We start from the raw sequence: 21,110 nt of genomic DNA on the forward strand, positions 1-21,110 counted from the left end.
AACAACGGTGTATATAAAAGTTATGTGGTAACAAATTATTATAAAAGGTGGAATATATATGGAATGGTTTAATGTAGGACGTATTGTAAATACACATGGTATTCGTGGAGAGCTGCGAATTTTATCGACAACGGACTTTGAAGAAGAACGTTTTGCAGTAGGTTCGAAACTAGCGGCGTTCAAAAAAGATGATAAAAAGCCGACTTGGGTAACGATCAGTTCTTCTAGACGCCATAAAAACTTTATATTGGTGACATTTGAGGGAATGGAAAACATTAATTTAGTGGAACCATTTAAAGAAGGTCTATTAAAAGTGTCAATGGATCAATTAGCGGAAGATGAGCTTGAAGATAATGAATACTATCACTTTGAAATTAAAGATTGTGAAGTGTTTTCAGAAGAGGGCGAACTGATCGGCGTCGTTACCGATATTTTGGAAACGGGAGCAAACGATGTATGGGAAGTTAAAGCGCAAAATGGTAAGAAGCACTACATTCCTTACATTGAAGATATCGTAAAAGATATAGATGTCGATGAAAAGAAAATCGTTATTCACGTAATGGAAGGTTTGTTGGAATGAAGATTCACGTATTAAGTTTATTTCCTGATATGTTCACAGGTGTGTTTGGCTCATCGATTTTAAAAAAGGCTCAGGAAAAAGGTGCTGTTGAGCTGACGGTAACCGATATCCGTGAGTACAGTGAAAACAAGCACAAGCAAGTGGATGATTACCCATATGGCGGCGGAGCAGGAATGGTATTAAAGCCGGAACCGATGTTCAATGCGGTGGAAGCCATTACAGAAGGCCGCAAACCACGTGTTATTCTCATGTGTCCACAAGGCGAACGTTTTACGCAGAAGAAGGCAGAGGAGCTTGCAAAGGAAGAAGATCTAGTATTCCTTTGCGGGCATTATGAAGGATATGATGAGCGGATTCGGGAGCATCTTGTAACAGATGAGATTTCGATCGGCGACTTTGTTTTAACAGGCGGAGAGCTTCCTGCGATGACGGTAATCGATGCGGTTGTACGTTTGATGCCGGGTGTACTAGGGCAGGAAGATTCACATATTCAGGATTCGTTTTCAACAGGATTATTAGAGCATCCTCATTATACGCGTCCAGCTGATTTTAGAGGGATGAAAGTGCCGGATATATTGTTATCAGGTAACCATGCGAAAATCGATGCGTGGCGTGAGGAACAGTCGTTCAAGCGTACGCTGGAGCGTAGACCGGATTTATTGGAAGCACTTGAATTAACAGACAAGCAAATGAAAATAATCGAAAAAATTAAGAATGAAATGTAAAGCAAAACTACTTGCAAGCCTAAAATAATTATGGTAAGATTCATCTTGTGCTTCAATGTAAGCACTGAATTACGGTGTTCCGCTGTGGCTTAAATTAGCGTGCATGAGCATCTGTCTAAGGAGAGAAAACAATGTCAAACATTATTACAGAGATCACTAAAGATCAATTACGTTCAGACTTACCTACATTCAAACCAGGTGACACAGTTAAGGTACACGTTAAAATCGTAGAGGGTACTCGTGAGCGTATCCAATTGTTCGAAGGTGTAGTTATTAAACGTCGTGGTGGCGGAATTAGCGAAACTTTCACAGTACGTAAAATTTCTTACGGTGTTGGTGTAGAGCGTACTTTCCCAGTACACACTCCAAAAATCGCTAAGTTAGAAGTAATCCGTAAAGGTAAAGTACGTCGTGCTAAACTTTACTACTTACGTAACTTACGTGGTAAAGCTGCTCGTATTAAAGAAATTCGATAAGAACTTTTTAGAAGGGGGCTTGTATATACAAGTCCCTTTCTTTCTTTAAGTAAAAAAATGCGTATTAACATGTGATTTTGACAATAAACTATAGATAATATGATGTAATAATTTAGATTAGATTTTTGCTTGATATACATATTTCGTATACAATAAATGTGATGAGCAAGGGGGATAGCTACGTGGAAAAAACTGAAAAAGAAAAAAATGAGCTTTGGGAATGGACGAAAGCTCTACTGATTGCGTTTGCGATTGCCGCATTTATTCGTTACTTTTTATTTACACCGATTGTAGTAGACGGGGATTCAATGATGCCTACCCTTGAAAATGGTGATCGCATGATTGTCAACAAATTCAGCTATAAAATCGGCGAACCCGACCGTTTTGACATTGTCGTATTCCACGCACCTGAACAAAAGGACTATATTAAACGTGTCATCGGTGTTCCAGGGGACTTTGTAGAATATAAGGATGATCAATTATACATTAATGGTGAACCGATCGACGAACCGTATTTGGACGCATATAAAGCCGAAATCAGCGAAGGCAACTTAACAGGCGACTTCTCGCTGAAAGATATCGATCCGTCACTGGACGTGATTCCGGAAGGCTATGTATTCGTAATGGGCGATAATCGTCGCTTCAGTAAAGACAGCCGCCATATCGGAATCGTCGACCAGAAAGAAATAATCGGCAATACGAACATCATTTTCTGGCCGTTAAACGAAATTGAGATTGTAAAGTAATATTTATTATCGTAAATATTGTCTAAAATGAGGGGGCAGTTTAAACTCCTCATTTTTTTGTTGAGAATAGAAGTACGTAATTTACAGGAGGTTATACATTATGACAATTCAATGGTTTCCAGGACATATGGCAAAGGCGCGCCGCCAAGTATCGGAAAGTTTAAAGCTTGTCGATATCATTTTTGAGCTTGTCGATGCGCGTTTACCGTTATCTTCACGTAATCCGATGATCGATGAAGTCATTCATCAAAAACCGCGCCTGCTCGTTTTAAATAAACAAGATATGGCCGATGAGCAGGAAACACGCCGCTGGATTCAGTATTTTGCCGACAGAGGCTTTAAAGCAGTAGCGATCAACTCGTTGGAAGGGAAAGGCTTGCAGGCGGTTACAAAGGCAGCTCAGGAGATTCTGGCGGATAAATGGGAACGCATGAAATCAAAAGGAATGAAGCCGCGTGCTATCCGCGCAATGATTGTAGGTATTCCGAATGTGGGGAAATCAACGTTAATCAACCGTTTAGCGAAGAAAAACCTTGCGAAAACAGGAAATATGCCGGGTGTTACAAAAGCACAGCAATGGATTAAAGTCGGTAAGGAAATTGAACTTCTCGATACTCCGGGTATTTTATGGCCGAAGTTTGAAGATCAGGAAGTCGGCTATAAGCTTGCTTTGACTGGTGCGATTAAAGATACAATTATGAATATGGAAGACTTGGCTGTTTACGGGTTACGTTTTTTAGAAACGCACTATCCAACACGCATGGAAGAACGCTATAAAATTTCATCCGTATCCGAAGAACTTGTCGAAACATTTGATGCAATTGGAAAGCTGCGCCGTGTATTTGGACAAGGCGGAGAGATTGACTATGATCAAGTGTCTGTATTAGTTGTACGCGACATCCGTGAACAGAATCTTGGGAAACTCACATTTGACTTTGTTTCCGAGCAACTTGAAAAAGAGCAATTGGAAGAAGCGATTGCACTGGAAAACGAAGAGCGCCGGAAAAAAACTGCCGCGCTAAATCGCCAGAAAAAGCAAGAAAGCAACGAATAAAGTGGGATAATAGACAGGCAAAACCTTTTTCATTTATTTGAGAAAGGTTTTTTCTTTTATAATAAGAAAAGTAGACGATATAACAGTAAGATTGAGAGAAAGTAAAATTAGATAAAAAGCCAAGTTGATTGGAATGGAGGGGGGCGACTCCTGCGGGAACAGCACGAGGGAGAGACAACAGGCTCGAGCCGTGCCCGTGGAAAGCGTCCACCCCGGAATGGAAATCAACTCTATATTAAGAAAACGGAAGTAATAGATTTGAGGACTTTATATGAAAACAATTAAAGAGATTACAGAAGCATTGAAAACAGCAGCACAAATCGAGCCATGGATGGGTTATATAGTAAAGGATGAACGGGCTGGGGTCCAAAAAGCATGGATGCAATTTCAAAAGCGTCTGGAAAAGATAGAAGCACTCCAACAAGCACATAATGAAAAATTGCAATTTGACGCAAGCTATCTACCATATGAAAGCGCCTATATCGCAGGCACAGACGAAGCAGGCCGCGGACCACTCGCAGGACCTGTCGTAACCGCGGCCGTTATATTGCCGAATCATTGCCAGGAACTGCTTGGTGTGAACGATTCCAAACAATTATCAAAAGAAAAACGCAATCAGTTTGCTGAACGGATTAGAAAACATGCATTATATTATTCTGTTCATTTTCAAAGTGCCGAAGAAATTGACCGCCTCAACATATATGAAGCAACACGTCAGTCTATGTTAAAAAGTATTGAAACACTTGAAATCACACCTAACTTCATATTGGCCGATGCGATGACGCTTTCGACGTCGATTCCGCAAGCATCCATCATAAAAGGGGATGCACGCAGCCTGGCAATCGCAGCAGCATCCATTTTAGCGAAAACGGCACGTGATGACTATATGGAAAAGCTGGATCGAGAATTTCCGCAATATGGTTTTGCGCAGCATGCCGGGTACGGAACAAAGCAGCACTTGGAAGCAATCGCCCAATATGGACCGACAGATCATCATCGAAAAACATTTGAACCGATTAAATCAATGCTTCAAAGAAGGGAGTAACGGTATGAACTTCTCATCGTTTAATGCAATCCAAACTAATGCTTCGCAGCAAGTATCAGCAAATCAGCCATTATCGTTAAGGCAGGATCAAGTATTTCACGGGACGATCAAGCAGCTATACCCAAATCAGATGGCAGAAGTCCAAGTGGGCAATCAAAAGCTCATGGCAAAGCTGGAAGTACCTTTAAAGGTAGGCGATGCACACTTTTTTCAGGTCACAGCGACAAATCCGCAGACAGAATTAAAAGTCGTAACTGGACCGATGTCACAATCAATGACAGCCGGCCAGCAAATGTCCCAGCTGCTCGAAACAATGAATTTGCCGAAATCGAATGAAATGCAGCAAGTACTTTCACATTTTATGAAAGCCCAGTTACCCCTTGCGAAAGAACAGCTCATTGCCGCGGAAAGCTGGATGAGAAACTTGCCTGCAGGAGTAGATAAGAATAATGCGCTTCACGCACTGCAGCGTATGGTGGAGCTGAAAATGCCTTTTACAAATACCGTATTTCAAGCATTGACTCAAGGGATCAAAACAGATGGTTTGTCGGCAAATTTAGCAAATTTAGCGCAGCTTTTGGCAACTCAATCTGGAGGGAATGAAGCGATCAAATCATCGCTCTTACAGCAAATTGACCAGTTGGCAAAGCCGTTGAACAATGAAACAGGCGGTATCCTCCTGGCGCGGGCGACCCAAAATTTACTGGATAATAATTCAGCGATTGCATCGAAACTTCAATCGCTGACGGTATTAAAAGAAGCGGGGATTTTACCGCAAAATGCAACTTTGCAAAATTGGCAAACGGTAAATCAGCAAGGGAACCAACAGACAATGAATCCAGTACAGGCTGCTGCAACACCGCTATTAAAAGAGGCGGGCCAAATGCTGCAACAGCTTTGGCAAACGAGCCCTGAACAAATAAAACCGGTTTTAGAGCAAGTGAAAGCATGGATTAATAATGAAAGCTTATTATCTTCTACACAAAAGCAGCAACTACAGCAATTACTATCGCGTTTTGAACAGCTACCTGCTTCAAAGCCAGCAGTGGAAGCATTGATAAATCAACTGCGGCAGCAACTGACAAACGCATACAGTGAAAATGTGACAACGCGATTATTTATGCAAAATGATCAAGGAATGTCCGCGAAAGATCAATTGCTTACGTTACTAAAGCCAGATATGAATTTACCGATTGCAGATCAGCTGCTGCGCAATTTAGTGAAAGTGACGGCTGATAGTCCGCAGCCTGTGATGCAAAGTGTGCTCACGCAAGCGGAAGGTCAAGTGCAGGCTGGGGTTGATAGCCGTGCGATGGAACAGGCGATAAAGACTGTCTTAAAAGGGCTTGGCGTAAGCTATGAGGCGGCACTGGCAAATAAGGCAGTGGATATACAGGCAATTGCCCAGCAAATAAAGCCGCAATTATTAGCGCTTCTTCAAGATGTCCAAACACCGGTTGCGATAAAAGATGCCACTGAAATGGTGATGGCCAGACTAAATGGGATGCAGCTTAATTCAGGGGAAAACGGACATCAGCATCAGCTTGTCATGCAGGTACCGTTGGATTTTTTCGGTAAGAAGATGGATGCCACATTGCAATGGAATGGTCGTATGAAAGAAGATGGTAAAATTGATGCCAATTTTGCGCGCATTCTATTCTATTTAAATATGGAAACATTGCAGCAAACTGTAATCGATATGCAAGTACAAAATCGTGTTGTCACAATTAACATATATAATGATATGCCGAATTTAGGTTCGTTGGCGACTTCGCTAAAAGGAACATTAAAGACAGGATTGCTGGAAAAAGACTATACATTATCAGGACTGTTTATCAAACCCTTTGGAGAACAAGCAGGAAAAACTGTCACAAAAATGTCAAATCAGCAAGAAGACGAGCAAGGAGGGGTAGATATCCGCGTATGACCGAAAAAAAATATATACGAAAAGAAGCGATCGCCCTTTCCTATGATCCGCAGAAAAGCAATGGTCCGACAATCGTCGCAAAAGGAAAAGGGAAGATTGCGGAAAATATATTAGAAAAAGCAGCAATGCATGAAGTGCCTGTTTACGAAGACCCGAACTTGGTGCAACTGTTAGGCCAGCTTGACTTAAACACATCGATCCCGGAAGAACTATATCAAGCAGTTGCCGAAGTTTTTGCCTTTATTTATCATTTGGACGAAAAGCAGAAGTTAACTTTTAAAAATAAATAACCGGTACTTTTTTATCTTTATGCAGAGTATATCTTTCGGAAAATTAGAAAATATCTATACAAAGAATATTTTGACATAAAGCAAACTAAAAATTGCTTGTGTGACAAATATAGACATTGTCTGAATAATTGTATAAAATAGATTATGTTAGTAGAATAATTTCCAAATGTCCGATGGGAGGATGTATCATGAATATCCATGAGTATCAAGGGAAAGAAATATTAAGACAATACGGTGTAGCGGTTCCAAGAGGAAGTGTCGCGTTTTCACCAGACGAAGCAGTAAAAGCAGCAAAAGAGCTAGGTTCAAACGTAACAGTAGTAAAAGCACAAATTCATGCAGGGGGCCGCGGTAAAGCTGGGGGCGTTAAAATTGCAAAAAACCTGGATGAAGTTCGCTCTTTCTCTAAAGAATTATTAGGCAAAATTTTAGTAACTCACCAAACAGGTCCAGACGGTAAAGAAGTAAAGCGTCTTTATATAGAAGAAGGTTCGGACATTAAAAAAGAGTATTACTTAAGTTTAGTATTAGACCGTGCAACTTCTAGAGTAGTAATGATGGGTTCTGAAGAAGGCGGTATGGATATCGAAGAGGTAGCGGAGACTAATCCGGAAAAAATCTTCAAAGAAGTGATTGACCCGGTTACAGGGTTAAATGCTTTCCAGGCACGTCGTATGGCATTCAATATGAATATCCCTGCCAAGCTAGTAAATAAAGCAGTAGGGTTAATGCTTGGTATTTACAAAGCCTTTATCGATAAAGATGCATCAACAGTAGAAATCAACCCTCTAGTTGTAACTGGTGATGATCAGGTAGTGGCGCTTGATGCAAAATTCAACTTTGATGCAAACGCTTTATATCGTCACAAAGATATCGTAGAATTACGCGATTTCGATGAAGAAGATCCAAAAGAAATTGAAGCATCTAAATATGATTTAAGTTATATTTCGTTAGACGGCAATATCGGCTGTATGGTAAATGGTGCAGGTCTTGCTATGGCGACGATGGATACGATTAGTTACTACGGCGGATCACCCGCAAACTTCCTTGATGTTGGGGGCGGTGCAACAGCTGAAAAAGTAACAGAAGCTTTTAAAATTATTTTATCTGACAAAAATGTAAAAGGAATTTTCGTTAACATTTTTGGTGGGATCATGAAGTGCGACATCATTGCAAAAGGTGTTATTACAGCTGCAAAAGAAGTCGGTTTAGAAGTTCCATTAGTAGTACGTTTGGAAGGGACTAACGTAGAGCTAGGTAAAAAGTTATTAAATGAATCTGGATTAAACATTGTGGCAGCTGACTCAATGGCGGACGGCGCACAAAAAATCGTGAAATTAGTTGAAGCTGAAGGCGGGGTAAAGGCATGAGTGTGTTCATTAATCAAGAGACAAAAGTAATCGTACAAGGGATTACTGGGGAAACAGCCCTTTTCCATACAAAACAAATGCTTGAATACGGAACGAAAATCGTTGCAGGGGTAACACCAGGTAAAGGTGGTCTTGAAATCGAAGGTGTTCCTGTATTCAATACAGTACAAGAAGCAGTCGATGCGACAGGTGCAAATGTATCAGTTATTTACGTACCGGCACCATTTGCTGCTGATGCTATTATCGAAGCAGTTGATGCGGATCTGGATATGACGATTTGTATTACAGAACATATTCCGGTTCTTGATATGGTAAAAGTAAAGCGCTATATGGAAGGCAAGAAAACACGTTTAGTTGGTCCAAACTGTCCAGGTGTTATTACTGCTGATGAGTGTAAAATCGGTATCATGCCAGGTTACATTCATACAAAAGGACATGTAGGCGTGGTTTCGCGTTCTGGTACATTAACTTATGAAGCGGTACACCAGCTGTCTCAGGCAGGAATCGGTCAAACAACAGCCGTAGGAATCGGGGGCGACCCGGTAAATGGGACAAACTTTATCGATTGCTTAAAAGCATTCAACGAAGACCCGGAAACTTATGCGGTTGTCATGATTGGTGAAATCGGTGGTACAGCGGAAGAAGAAGCTGCTGAATGGATCCAGGAAAACATGAACAAACCGGTAGTAGGCTTTATCGGTGGTCAAACAGCTCCTCCAGGAAAGCGTATGGGTCACGCAGGTGCCATTATTTCCGGCGGTAAAGGAACAGCTGCAGAGAAAATCAAAGCAATGAATGCAGCGGGTATTGAAGTAGCTCCGACACCTTCTGTAATCGGTGAAACACTGATTAAAGTAATTAAAGAAAAAGGCTTGTACGAAGCTTGTAAAACACATTAAAATGAAAGATGTAGCGGTCGCCTCGCTACATCTTTTTCGTATGTCTCCATATGCTAGGTTCCGTGAACGGGTTATGATCCCCATTCATTGGCAATACTATGTTCTGCACAATGCTTACCTCACACTTAAAAACTGCGGTCATCTGAATTTCTTCTATTAAAAAGGAGTGTCGAAATGACCAACCCAGTAAATGAACAATTATTGAAACTGCATTTTATTCTTCCTCTCTCCTGGAAAAAAGTCCGGAATTTAATGAAAATTACAGATGATTTCGACGAAATATTGCATATTTCGCCAAAATTTTTAGCGTTCCAGCTAAATATAAAAGAAGAAAAAGCCTCGCAGTTATTAAAACATTATAAAGAGCTCATACCAAAGACGATGGCAACTTATTATGGCCAACATAATATAATGGCCATTCCCTATACGGATCCTTTATATCCGGAACGCATTAGACAACTGTACGATGCACCTGCTGTTATATATGCAAAAGGTGATATTCAGTTGCTGAACAGACCGAAAATGATTGCGGTCATCGGTTCAAGGGCAGCGACAAGCTATAGTGAGGATGTATTGAATTTCATTCTTCCTCCGTTAATTCGTGAGCAATATGTGATAGTGAGCGGTCTTGCAAAAGGAGCGGACCGACTTGCACATGAAGCAACAATCCGATATGGTGGAAAGACAATAGGTGTTTTAGGTCATGGTTTTTTCCATAGTTATCCTCCCCAAAATAAAGAGCTGAATGCATCTATGGCACATGAGCATTTACTTGTAACAGAATATCCTCCCTATATAGGTGTGCAGAAATGGCATTTCCCTGCACGAAACCGTATTATTAGCGGTTTAAGCGAAGCGCTGGTCGTTACGGAAGCAGCACTGAAAAGCGGAACACTTATAACAACAGAGCTTGCTCTTGAACAAGGAAAAGATGTTTTTGCAGTGCCGGGAAATATTTTTAGCGAGCAGTCACGAGGGACAAATAAATTAATAAAAGAAGGGGCAATTCCAGTGTGGGATGGCTTTCAAATCTTAGAGGAAATTCAATTGTTTTCAAAATCACGTTGAAAAAAAGTTGCAATATTAGCCAATCTGTTATACATTTTGCAACAGGAAAAGCTTTGACATACATGGACAGCTTCATGTGAGTAGATATAAGAAAAATAACTATACCTCTATAAGGAGGACAACAGATGGCAGATTATTTAGTAATTGTTGAATCACCTGCAAAGGCGAAAACAATTGAACGATATTTAGGAAAAAAATATAAAGTAAAAGCTTCGATTGGGCATGTACGTGATTTACCACGTAGTCAAATGGGAATCGATACCGAAAATAACTATGATCCAAAATATATTACAATTCGCGGTAAAGGTCCGGTACTTCAGGAACTGAAAACAGCGGCAAAAAAAGTGAAAAAGATTTATCTCGCAGCCGATCCAGACCGTGAAGGGGAAGCAATTGCCTGGCATTTAGCCACTGCTTTAAACATTGATATTAATTCAGATTGCCGCGTCGTATTCAACGAGATTACGAAAGAAGCAATTTTAGAGAGCTTCAAGCATCCACGCCCGATTAATATGGATTTAGTCGATGCACAGCAAGCACGTCGTATTTTAGACCGTCTAGTAGGCTACAATATTAGTCCGATCCTTTGGAAAAAGGTTAAGAAGGGCTTATCGGCAGGACGTGTACAATCTGTTTCATTGCGTTTGATTATTGACCGTGAAAATGAAATTAAAAACTTCGAGCCGGAAGAATACTGGTCAATCGATGCAAGCTTCGAGAAAGGCAAAAAGCAATTCGATGCCTTTTATTACGGAAACGGCAAAGAAAAAATTAAATTAACAAATGAACAACAAGTGAAAGATATATTAAAAGGTGTTAAAGGCTCGGAATTTGAAGTAAAGAATGTTGTAAAAAAAGAACGGAAGCGCAATGCTTCTCCAGCCTTCACGACTTCTTCACTTCAACAGGAAGCCGCACGTAAGTTAAACTTCCGTGCCAAGAAGACGATGATGCTTGCACAGCAGCTTTATGAAGGTATTGAGCTAAGCAAAAAAGAAGGCGCTGTCGGTTTAATTACGTATATGCGTACCGACTCAACGCGTATTTCCGATACAGCGAAAACAGAGGCTAAGTCATATATCGAAACAAAATACGGCAAAGATTTCATTGCCGGAGAGCAAAAACAGGCAAAAGCAAAAGCAAATGCACAAGATGCCCATGAAGCGATCCGTCCAACGAGTGCGATGCGTACACCGGAGGAGCTTAAAGCTATTTTAAGCCGTGACCAGCTGCGATTATACCGTTTAATTTGGGAGCGCTTTATCGCAAGTCAAATGGCACCAGCTGTACTTGATACCGTGACAGTTGATTTGCAAAACAATGACGTATTATTCCGTGCAAACGGGTCTCAAGTGAAATTTGCCGGGTTTATGAAACTTTATATTGAAGGCACAGACGATCAGGAAGAAGAAACAAATAAGCTTTTACCTGAAATGGAAATCGGCGATAAAGTAAAATCGCTTGAAATCGAACCGAAGCAGCACTTCACTCAGCCACCTCCTCGCTATTCAGAGGCGCGTCTAGTAAAGACATTGGAAGAGCTAGGTATAGGCCGTCCATCGACATATGCCCCAACACTGGATACTATCCAAAAGCGCGGTTATGTGCAGCTTGATGCGAAGCGCTTTGTGCCGACAGAACTTGGAGAAATCGTTCATCAGGCAACATTGGAATTTTTCCCGGAAATCATCAACATTGAATTTACCGCACAGATGGAGCATAATCTTGATGAAATCGAAGAAGGCATTACACAATGGGTAAATGTCATCGATGAATTTTACAAAGACTTTGAACCGCGGGTGAAATATGCGGATGAAGTAATGGAAAAAATCGAAATTAAAGATGAGCCTGCTGGAGAAGACTGCGAAAAATGCGGTGCGCCAATGGTATTCAAGCTTGGACGTTACGGGAAATTTATGGCTTGTTCAAACTTCCCGGATTGCCGCAACACAAAAGCGATTGTAAAACCGATCGATGTTAAATGTCCTTCATGTGAGACAGGTGAAATTGTTGAGCGTAAATCCAAAACAAAGCGCATTTTTTACGGATGCAATCAGTATCCGGAATGTGACTTCGTATCATGGGATAAGCCGATTAGTAGACCTTGTCCGAAATGTAGTGCATTATTAGTAGAGAAGAAATTGAAAAAAGGTGTTCAAATTCAGTGTACAAACAGTGAATGTGATTATGAAGAAACACCGTCACAATAAAATGAAGAGGTAACAAAAATGACACAACAAGTAGTAAATGTAATTGGTGCAGGTTTAGCCGGTTCAGAAGCAGCTTGGCAAATTGCGAAGCGCGGTGTGAACGTACGTTTATATGAAATGCGCCCAGTAAAACAAACACCAGCACATCATACAGATAAATTCGCTGAGCTTGTATGCTCAAACTCTTTACGTGCAAACGGACTGACAAATGCTGTTGGTGTAATTAAAGAGGAAATGCGTAAATTGGATTCTGTTATTATTGCAGCAGCAGACAATAGCTCTGTACCTGCCGGCGGTGCTTTAGCAGTAGACCGTCATGAATTTGCTGGTATCGTAACAGAAAAAGTGAAAAACCACCCGCTAATCGAGGTAATTAATGAAGAGGTGACTGAAATTCCGGAAGGCATTACAGTAATCGCAACTGGTCCATTAACTTCTGAAGCATTGGCAAAACAAATTCAGGGACTTACAGGGGAAGACTATTTGTACTTCTATGATGCGGCAGCACCGATCATCGAAAAAGATTCAATCAATATGGATAAAGTATACTTGAAATCACGCTATGACAAAGGTGAAGCGGCATACTTGAACTGTCCGATGACAAAAGAAGAATTCGATGCTTTCCGTGAAGCGCTTATTACAGCGGAATGTGCACCTTTAAAAGAATTCGAAAAAGAAAAGTATTTCGAAGGGTGTATGCCAATTGAAGTAATGGCGGCACGCGGCGAGAAGACTATGACATTCGGACCGATGAAACCGGTTGGTCTGGAAGATCCGAAAACCGATAAACGTCCATATGCTGTTGTTCAGTTACGACAAGATGATGCAGCCGGGACACTTTATAATTTAGTAGGCTTCCAAACACATTTAAAATGGCCTGAACAAAAGCGTGTCTTCTCGATGATTCCTGGTTTAGAGAACTTGGAAATTGTACGCTACGGCGTAATGCACCGTAATACGTTCATCAATTCACCGAAAGTGCTGACACAGACATATCAGCTGAAAGCACGTCCAAACCTTTTCTTCGCAGGTCAAATGACAGGTGTTGAAGGTTATGTAGAATCTGCCGGCAGTGGTCTGATCGCCGGGATTAATGCAGCACGTATGGCTTTAGGCCAAGAGTTGCTTTACTTCCCGCATGAAACAGCATTAGGTGCAATGGCTCGATACATTACACATACAGATGCGAAAAACTTCCAGCCGATGAACGTGAATTTCGGGATTTTCCCGGAACTTGGCGAGCGCATCAAGTCAAAGCCAGAGCGTGCTGAACGCCATGCTAACCGCGCATTAGAGGCAATTCAGAATTTTATTAATAATCAGGCAATTTAATTGCGAAAAGCCCTTAAAGATTGTTATACTTTAAGGGCTTTTAATTTTGCGGTGATTATTTTGTAAATGACTATAAAATGAAGTATTGCTTGACATGATGTTGCGAAATTTGTCGAATAATACAAAGAAGTTGAATAACTCCAGCAAATTTTACTTGAAAAGTATTCACAATAGGTATAGTGTCAATATGTGTGTTTTTTTAGTAGGAAAATAAACATATTTATTCATACAACATCATTTCTCTTTTGTAATAACAGGGGGTATACACGATGGATGAAAATTTGCAAAGCCAGTTAGACCAATTTATTCGCTACGTGCAACTAGAAAAAAACTTTTCCCTACATACTGTTCGCGAATATACTTCTGATTTAGAAGAGTTTTTTGCATTTTTGCATGCTGAAGGTATACAAAAAATTACAGAAGTTGAGTATATCCATGCACGTCTATATGTTACAAAGCTTTATGATGAACAAAAAGCAAGAACTTCAATTTCCAGGAAAATCTCATCGATCCGTTCTTTTTTCCGTTTTTTAAATCGAGAACAGAATATTGATGATGCTCCGTTTCGTTCACTTTATCACCCGAAAAAGGAAGAGCGATTACCGAGCTTTTTTTATGAGGAAGAATTGAAGGAACTATTCGAGAAAAATGAAGGCGATGAGCCAATTCAAATTCGTAATATGGCGCTATTGGAACTTCTTTATGCGACCGGAATGCGTGTAAGCGAGTGTGTCAGTCTTGATCTGACAGATATCGATTTTCATTACAATATCGTCCGTGTAATGGGAAAAGGCCGAAAAGAGCGAATTATTCCGTTCGGTCAATATGCGCATGATGCACTTATACGTTATATAGAACAAGTACGTCCGACATTAATGAAGAAGGAAAATCATCAGAAAGTTTTTGTCAATATGCGCGGTGGCGAACTTACTACCCGTGGTGTGCGTTATATATTAAGTGAGATGATTGACAATGCCAGTATGCATACGAAAATTTATCCACATATGTTACGACACACATTTGCTACGCATTTATTGAATAATGGGGCAGATATGCGTACAGTCCAGGAGTTGCTTGGGCACGCCAATTTATCTTCAACTCAAATTTATACTCATGTAACGAAGGAAGCTTTAAGAAAGACATATATGAATAGTCATCCGCGAGCATAGTTAAGGAGGAAATAAAGAATGGGTCAAATTCATGCGACAACGATTTTCGCTATTCATCATAACGGTGAATGTGCAATGGCCGGGGATGGTCAGGTGACATTGGGAAATGCAGTTGTAATGAAGCACACGGCACGTAAGGTCAGACGTCTGTTTAATGGGAAAGTATTGGCAGGTTTCGCAGGTTCTGTTGCGGACGCTTTTACATTATTCGAAATGTTTGAGGCAAAACTGAATGAATATAATGGTAACCTGCAAAGAGCTGCCGTAGAAGTAGCGAAGCAATGGCGCGGAGATAAAATGCTCCGTCAATTGGAAGCGATGCTGCTTGTAATGGATAAATCAACATTGCTTCTTGTTTCAGGGACTGGTGAAGTAATTGAGCCCGATGATGGCATTTTAGCTATTGGTTCAGGTGGAAACTATGCATTATCAGCTGGCAGAGCATTAAAAAAACATGCGGGCGATCATTTATCGGCAAAAGAAATCGCAGAGGCTGCGCTGACGACCGCTGCGGATATTTGTGTGTTTACAAACCATAATATTATCTTGGAGGTATTATAATGACTGCGATCAATTTAACACCAAGACAGATTACGGAACAATTAAACCGTCATATTGTTGGCCAGGAAACAGCAAAACGTGCAGTTGCAGTTGCGCTGCGTAACCGGTACCGCCGCTCTTTATTAAGCGAAGAATTAAAAACAGAAGTAATTCCGAAAAATATTTTAATGATTGGACCTACCGGAGTAGGTAAAACAGAAATTGCGCGCAGAATCGCAAAACTGACGAATGCTCCGTTTATTAAAGTCGAAGCGACAAAGTTCACGGAAGTTGGTTATGTTGGGCGTGATGTCGAATCAATGGTACGCGATTTGGTAGAGGCTTCTCGTCGCCTTGTGAAGGACGAAATGTTCGAAAGAGTAAAAGATCAGGCAGAGCGCAATGCGAATGATGTACTTGTTAAATTACTTGTACCTTCAAAAGTAAAAGAAAAGCTTACGCAAAATCCTTTTGAAATGCTGTTCGGACAAAAAGAGTCGTCACAAGAAGATACAGCAAACCAGGATGAACCGGAAATCCGTACAAGACGTGCGCAAATTGCCCAAGATTTAAAAGACGGAAAATTAGAAGAGCAATGGGTAACAATAGAAGTAACGGAAAATGCCCCATCTCTTTTTGATGCAATGCCTGGTATGAATATGGATAATGCAAACGGTATGCAAGATATGCTATCTAATTTAATGCCGAAAAAGACAAAAAAACGCAAAGTCCAAGTAAAGGATGCACGTCGTTTGTTAACGCAGGAAGAAGCAAATAAGCTGATCGATACGGATGCGTTGTCCAGTGAAGCGATTCAACGTGCAGAACAGGCAGGCATTATTTTTATTGATGAAATCGATAAAATTGCAAGCAAAGGTTCTTCATCGGCGGAAGTATCCCGCGAAGGCGTTCAACGTGACATATTACCGATTGTGGAAGGATCCACAGTTACGACAAAATACGGCACTGTAAAAACTGACTATATGCTCTTTATTGCAGCAGGTGCTTTCCATATATCAAAACCAAGCGATCTTATTCCTGAATTGCAAGGACGATTCCCGATTCGTGTTGAACTTGAAAAATTAACGAAGGATGATTTTGTTCGTATTTTGAAAGAACCAGATCAATCGTTAATATTGCAATATAAAGCATTGCTTGAAACAGAAGGTGTTACGCTGAACTTTACGGACGAAGCGATTGAACGCATTGCGGAAATTGCTACAGAAGTAAATCAGGAGACGGATAACATCGGCGCACGCCGTCTGCACACAATTTTAGAACGCTTGCTTGAGGAACTTTCCTATGAAGCATCGGAAATTGCACCGGCACATATCGACATTACACCGAACTATGTCGATCAAAAATTGGCGAATATAGTAAAAAACAAAGATTTATCGCAATTTATTCTCTAAGTACAAGTTGAAATAGTATCTTTAAATTGTAAAAACCTTTAGAATATTAAGTGAATTAAAACGTTCCGTAGGAGGAAACAGAAATGAATTTATTAACAAAAACACGAAAAATCAATGCAATGTTACAAGCATCTGCTGGTAAACCAGTTAACTTTAAAGAGATGGCCAATACTTTAGGTGATATTATCGAAAGTAACGTATTTATCGTAAGCCGTAAAGGAAAGTTGCTTGGCATTTCAATTCACCAACAAATCGAGAATGAGCGTATTAAAAAAATGTTTGAAGAGCGCCAATTCCCTGAAGAATATACACAAAACTTATTCAATATTACAGAAACTTCTTCAAATTTAGATATTAACAATGAGCACACTGCTTTCCCAGTGGAAAACAAAGATCTATTTGCATCTGGTTTAACTACAATTGTACCGATTATCGGTGGCGGTGAGCGTTTAGGCACGTTAATGTTAGCGCGCATTAGTGATCAGTTTGAAGATGATGATCTTATTTTAGCTGAATACGGCGCAACAGTAGTAGGTATGGAAATTTTACGTGAAAAATCTGAAGAGATTGAAGAGGAAGCACGTTCTAAAGCAGTTGTACAAATGGCGATCAATTCATTATCTTATTCTGAGCTTGAAGCAATCGAGCATATTTTTGAAGAATTAGACGGTAATGAAGGTTTACTAGTTGCTTCCAAAATCGCTGACCGCGTAGGTATTACACGTTCAGTAATTGTAAACGCATTACGTAAACTAGAATCTGCCGGTGTTATTGAATCACGTTCATTAGGTATGAAAGGAACATACATTAAAGTATTAAACGGTAAGTTCCTGAACGCATTAGCAGAAATTAAAATGAAATAAGACATATTCAGGCACAGCAAGGAGGTTTTTCTCCTTGCTGTTTTTTTATTTCTTATTAAGAAATGAAGAATATTGTCGAATAAAAATACTTTAAACAAGATAATTTTTTGATTTAATTGTATAATTAGGTATATCGTAGTTGTTACCTAAAATAAATAAATATCTTTTATACCTAAATGATGATAAAATCCATATGACAAACGATTTGTTACAAATTTATGAAATGTAATTATATAAATACTAATACAAAGGGATTTAATGTATGATGTTTAAGGAAATAAATAGTATTTCAGTAAACTAAAAATTTTAAGGATAAGATTTATATATTAAATTTCTGTTAGATAAAGTATATATGTAGGTCTTAATAGTCTTATGAAATTTAATGTCGAAAAATATTTGGACTAATATATTGATAACTGTTAATTTTTACAAGTAAAAATAGTTCCTTTTGACTATTCGAAAGGGTCAAAAGTCGATAGACACTAAGGTTTAATCTAATTACAATTGTATTATTAAGTTTCTGCACGCAAATTTTAGCGAAATATGAACGAGGTGAGAAATTTGGATTTATTTGGCGGAACGATAAGTAGCCTGGAAAAGGGACTTTCCTATGCAACATTGAAAAATAAAGCAATTACTCAAAACATAGCGAATGTTGACACACCGAATTATAAAACTAAAGAGGTAAGCTTCAAAGATGTATTGAATGATGCCAAGCAAGCAACGATTCCTGCATATCGCACAGACGAAAGACATTATGATTTTAAAATTAATATTGGGGGCAGCGGTGTGTATTCAAACGAAAACTTCCGAAGCAGAGCAAATGGAAATGCTGTAAATATGGATGCAGAACAAGCAAAGCTGGCTGAAAATACAATCTACTATAATGCGCTTATAGATCGCGTCAGCAGTAAATTTTCAACATTGAATAATGTTGTTAAAGGAGGAAGATAGTGATGTCGATTTTTCATAGCATGAATACGACAGCTTCTGCATTAACGTCACAGCGATTACGAATGGATGTAATTTCCTCCAATATTGCCAATGTCGATACAACAAGAGCAAAACAGGTAAATGGAGAATGGGAGCCGTACCGAAAAAAATCTGTCACTTTAAAAGAGCAGGAAGGACAATTTTCTAGCTTTTTGAATATGGCAATCGGAAGAACGGAAAAAAGCGGTGTTGGGAACGGTGTTAAGGTAAGTTCTATTAAAGAAGATACGGAAACCCCTTTTAAATTAGTTTATGATCCATCAAATCCCGATGCGAATGCAGAAGGGTATGTTCAAATGTCGAATGTTGATGTATTAAAAGAAATGGTTGATCTCATTTCGGCGAGCCGCTCTTATGAAGCGAATATTACTGCTTTCAATGCAAACAAGAACATGTTAACAAAAGCATTAGAAATCGGGAAAGGATGATATATAAATGGCGATTAATCCAATAACATTCATGTCTCCTGCGCAATCAGTTAATGAAGTAAATGTTCAGAATCAACTGACTCCTGCAAATGCCCAGCAGCAATTTGCGGACACATTAAAAGAAGCGATTGCAAGTGTCAATGAACATCAAAAAACTTCAGATACAATGACACAAAAATTAATTAACGGTGGAGATGTCGATTTATTTGAAGTGATGATTGCTGCACAAAAAGCAAGTGTTACTTTAAACACAACAATTGAAGTTCGTAATAAAGCTGTGGAAGCTTATCAAGAAATTATGCGTATGAGTGTGTAATGATTTGAAAAACGACTGACGAATTGTTGGGCATTCACTTTAAGCGGAGGATTCATAATGAATGAACGACTTACAAAAATTAAAAGCGATTCAACCGGTTTCTGGAAAAGTCGCACTAAAAACCAAAAAGGGGCATTAATCGGTGCGTTTGCTGCTGTCATTGCAATTGCAGCGGTAATTACGTATTTCTCAACGCGTACGACAATGGCTCCGTTATTTCCGGAGATGTCACAGGCTGAAGTAGGGAGAATTACGGAAGTACTTACTTCACAAGGTGTAACGTACGAAGTGACAAACGGCGGGACAGTAATATTAGTGCCGGAAAATCAAGTACAGGACTTACAAGTGTCATTAGCAGCCCAGGGTTATCCTGATTCTGGGGAAATTGACACGTCTTTTTTTACATCTAACGCAGGGTTTGGGATGACCGACAATGAATTTAACGTAATTAAGCAAGCGACGATCGAAACGGATCTGGCGAATTTAGTTCGTAAGTTCGAAGGAGTGAAAGATGCAAGTGTCATGATTTCTTTACCTGAAGAAGGTGTCTTTCTTAAAGATGCCAAAGGTGAAGCACAGGCTGCAATTGTGTTAGATACAGCACCTGGACATAAATTCTCGGACGATCAGATTAAAGGATTATTTAATTTGGTATCGATGAGTATACCGAATTTACCTAAAGAAAATATCACTATCATGAATCAGTATTCTGAATATTATGATCTGGCATCTGCAGAGAGCGGTGGCGGTGGGATTGACTCAGTTACTGGACAAATGGAAGTGAAGAAAACGATCGAGCGTGATCTTCAGCGCCAAGTGCAGCAGATGCTCGGTACATTAATCGGTCAGGATAAAGTCGTAGTAAATGTATCGGCGGATATTGACTTTAAAAAAGAAAATCGCGAAGAAAATTTAATCCGACCTGTTGATGAAGAAAATATGGAGGGTATAGAAATAAGTGCCCAACGTATTACGGAAACTTACTCAGGCGGTGCTGCAGGAGCGGCAGAAGGTACTACTGAAGCCGGAAGTGTAACAGATAATTTTGTAGATTATGTTGAAGGAACAAACGGTGACGGCGATTATGAACGAGTGGAAGAGACGATTAACAATGATGTTAACCGTATTCGTCGAGAAATTCAGGAAAGTCCATACAAGATTCGTAATTTAGGTATTCAAGTAATGGTAGATCCTCCAAATGCAGAAGAAGGGTTCGATCAAGGTGTTCGTACCGATATTGAACAAATTTTATCAACAATTGTCCGTACATCGATTGATCAAGAAGCTGCCGGTAACCTGACAGACGAAGATATTGCAAATCGTATTGTCGTGTCTGTACAGCAATTCCAAGGAAATGATACAGCGGAAGACCAACCGCAATCGGTTATTCCTTGGTGGGTATGGGTAATTGGCGGTATATTAGTCGTTGCGATTATATTACTTGTCATTAACGTACTTCGTGCACGCCGACGTAAGCAAGATGAAGAAGAGCTGGAGATTATAGAACAACAACAGCAATTAATTGAAATAGAAGATATTTCCGAAGAAAAAGAAACTGAAGCGACTGTACGCCGTAAGCAATTAGAGAAAATGGCCAAAGATAAGCCGGAAGATTTTGCGAAATTATTGCGTAGCTGGATTGCTGAAGACTAATAGGAGGTTCCGCT

21 protein-coding genes are annotated in these 21,110 nt (G+C 39.8%); all 21 read left to right on the top strand.

Annotation, left to right across the window (positions count from 1 at the left end; translation table 11 throughout):
- The first annotated feature begins 58 nt into the window (after positions 1 to 58).
- On the top strand, positions 59 to 580 hold the full coding sequence (gene rimM, locus ABS917_RS00845) for a ribosome maturation factor RimM (protein WP_251689374.1): 522 nt from the start codon (positions 59 to 61) through the stop codon (positions 578 to 580).
- On the top strand, positions 577 to 1,305 hold the full coding sequence (gene trmD / locus ABS917_RS00850; protein WP_350477241.1) for a tRNA (guanosine(37)-N1)-methyltransferase TrmD: 729 nt from the start codon (positions 577 to 579) through the stop codon (positions 1,303 to 1,305). Before rimM ends, trmD begins: the two co-directional genes overlap by 4 nt.
- A 131-nt stretch (positions 1,306 to 1,436) precedes the next feature.
- Positions 1,437 to 1,781 carry a 50S ribosomal protein L19 gene (rplS, locus tag ABS917_RS00855; protein WP_340717615.1) on the top strand — a complete coding sequence of 115 codons (345 nt, stop codon included), beginning with the start codon at positions 1,437 to 1,439 and terminating at the stop codon, positions 1,779 to 1,781.
- 182 nt (positions 1,782 to 1,963) lie between these two features.
- Positions 1,964 to 2,527 (top strand): signal peptidase I, encoded by a 564-nt coding sequence (gene lepB / locus ABS917_RS00860; protein WP_008403307.1) that lies wholly within the window; start codon positions 1,964 to 1,966, stop codon positions 2,525 to 2,527.
- Positions 2,528 to 2,627: 100 nt separating this feature from the next.
- Positions 2,628 to 3,581: a ribosome biogenesis GTPase YlqF gene (gene ylqF / locus ABS917_RS00865; protein ID WP_350477242.1), complete on the top strand. Its 954-nt coding sequence runs from the start codon at positions 2,628 to 2,630 to the stop codon at positions 3,579 to 3,581.
- Positions 3,582 to 3,852: 271 nt separating this feature from the next.
- On the top strand, positions 3,853 to 4,626 hold the full coding sequence (locus ABS917_RS00870; RefSeq protein ID WP_350477243.1) for a ribonuclease HII: 774 nt from the start codon (positions 3,853 to 3,855) through the stop codon (positions 4,624 to 4,626).
- Between the two features lie 4 nt (positions 4,627 to 4,630).
- A complete protein-coding gene (locus ABS917_RS00875) occupies positions 4,631 to 6,553 on the top strand; it encodes a hypothetical protein (RefSeq protein WP_350477244.1) in 1,923 nt (640 codons plus the stop codon).
- Positions 6,550 to 6,843 (top strand): EscU/YscU/HrcU family type III secretion system export apparatus switch protein, encoded by a 294-nt coding sequence (locus ABS917_RS00880; RefSeq protein WP_350477245.1) that lies wholly within the window; start codon positions 6,550 to 6,552, stop codon positions 6,841 to 6,843. Before ABS917_RS00875 ends, ABS917_RS00880 begins: the two co-directional genes overlap by 4 nt.
- A gap of 188 nt (positions 6,844 to 7,031) precedes the next feature.
- The gene (gene sucC, locus ABS917_RS00885; RefSeq protein WP_350477246.1) at positions 7,032 to 8,213 is read left to right on the top strand and encodes an ADP-forming succinate--CoA ligase subunit beta; all 1,182 of its coding nucleotides are present in this window, start codon (positions 7,032 to 7,034) and stop codon (positions 8,211 to 8,213) included.
- Positions 8,210 to 9,112 carry a succinate--CoA ligase subunit alpha gene (gene sucD / locus ABS917_RS00890; protein ID WP_079525181.1) on the top strand — a complete coding sequence of 301 codons (903 nt, stop codon included), beginning with the start codon at positions 8,210 to 8,212 and terminating at the stop codon, positions 9,110 to 9,112. Before sucC ends, sucD begins: the two co-directional genes overlap by 4 nt.
- Before the next feature lie 174 nt (positions 9,113 to 9,286).
- Complete coding sequence (gene dprA, locus ABS917_RS00895) at positions 9,287 to 10,180, top strand: DNA-processing protein DprA (RefSeq protein ID WP_350477247.1); 894 nt, start codon at positions 9,287 to 9,289, stop codon at positions 10,178 to 10,180.
- 125 nt (positions 10,181 to 10,305) lie between these two features.
- Positions 10,306 to 12,390: a type I DNA topoisomerase gene (topA, locus tag ABS917_RS00900; RefSeq protein ID WP_350477248.1), complete on the top strand. Its 2,085-nt coding sequence runs from the start codon at positions 10,306 to 10,308 to the stop codon at positions 12,388 to 12,390.
- Positions 12,391 to 12,408: 18 nt separating this feature from the next.
- Positions 12,409 to 13,722, top strand: a complete 1,314-nt coding sequence (gene trmFO / locus ABS917_RS00905; protein ID WP_350477249.1) for an FADH(2)-oxidizing methylenetetrahydrofolate--tRNA-(uracil(54)-C(5))-methyltransferase TrmFO — start codon at positions 12,409 to 12,411, stop codon at positions 13,720 to 13,722.
- 269 nt (positions 13,723 to 13,991) lie between these two features.
- Positions 13,992 to 14,891, top strand: a complete 900-nt coding sequence (gene xerC, locus ABS917_RS00910) for a tyrosine recombinase XerC (protein WP_350477250.1) — start codon at positions 13,992 to 13,994, stop codon at positions 14,889 to 14,891.
- An 18-nt stretch (positions 14,892 to 14,909) separates the two neighbouring features.
- Entirely contained in the window at positions 14,910 to 15,452 is a 543-nt protein-coding gene (hslV, locus tag ABS917_RS00915) for an ATP-dependent protease subunit HslV (RefSeq protein ID WP_079525191.1), read from the top strand.
- Positions 15,452 to 16,843 carry an ATP-dependent protease ATPase subunit HslU gene (gene hslU / locus ABS917_RS00920; RefSeq protein ID WP_350477251.1) on the top strand — a complete coding sequence of 464 codons (1,392 nt, stop codon included), beginning with the start codon at positions 15,452 to 15,454 and terminating at the stop codon, positions 16,841 to 16,843. The genes hslV and hslU overlap by 1 nt, the downstream gene beginning before the upstream one ends.
- An 83-nt stretch (positions 16,844 to 16,926) precedes the next feature.
- On the top strand, positions 16,927 to 17,706 hold the full coding sequence (codY, locus tag ABS917_RS00925) for a GTP-sensing pleiotropic transcriptional regulator CodY (protein WP_350477252.1): 780 nt from the start codon (positions 16,927 to 16,929) through the stop codon (positions 17,704 to 17,706).
- Between the two features lie 561 nt (positions 17,707 to 18,267).
- Entirely contained in the window at positions 18,268 to 18,660 is a 393-nt protein-coding gene (gene flgB / locus ABS917_RS00930; protein ID WP_350477253.1) for a flagellar basal body rod protein FlgB, read from the top strand.
- Positions 18,661 to 18,662: 2 nt separating this feature from the next.
- Entirely contained in the window at positions 18,663 to 19,127 is a 465-nt protein-coding gene (gene flgC / locus ABS917_RS00935; protein ID WP_350477254.1) for a flagellar basal body rod protein FlgC, read from the top strand.
- Between the two features lie 7 nt (positions 19,128 to 19,134).
- Positions 19,135 to 19,443 carry a flagellar hook-basal body complex protein FliE gene (gene fliE, locus ABS917_RS00940; RefSeq protein ID WP_079525200.1) on the top strand — a complete coding sequence of 103 codons (309 nt, stop codon included), beginning with the start codon at positions 19,135 to 19,137 and terminating at the stop codon, positions 19,441 to 19,443.
- A gap of 57 nt (positions 19,444 to 19,500) precedes the next feature.
- Positions 19,501 to 21,096: a flagellar basal-body MS-ring/collar protein FliF gene (gene fliF / locus ABS917_RS00945; RefSeq protein ID WP_350477255.1), complete on the top strand. Its 1,596-nt coding sequence runs from the start codon at positions 19,501 to 19,503 to the stop codon at positions 21,094 to 21,096.
- Positions 21,097 to 21,110: the final 14 nt, after the last annotated feature.

Origin of the sequence: Solibacillus sp. (assembly GCF_040273735.1) — a bacterium.
Classification (GTDB): Bacteria; Bacillota; Bacilli; order Bacillales_A; family Planococcaceae; genus Solibacillus.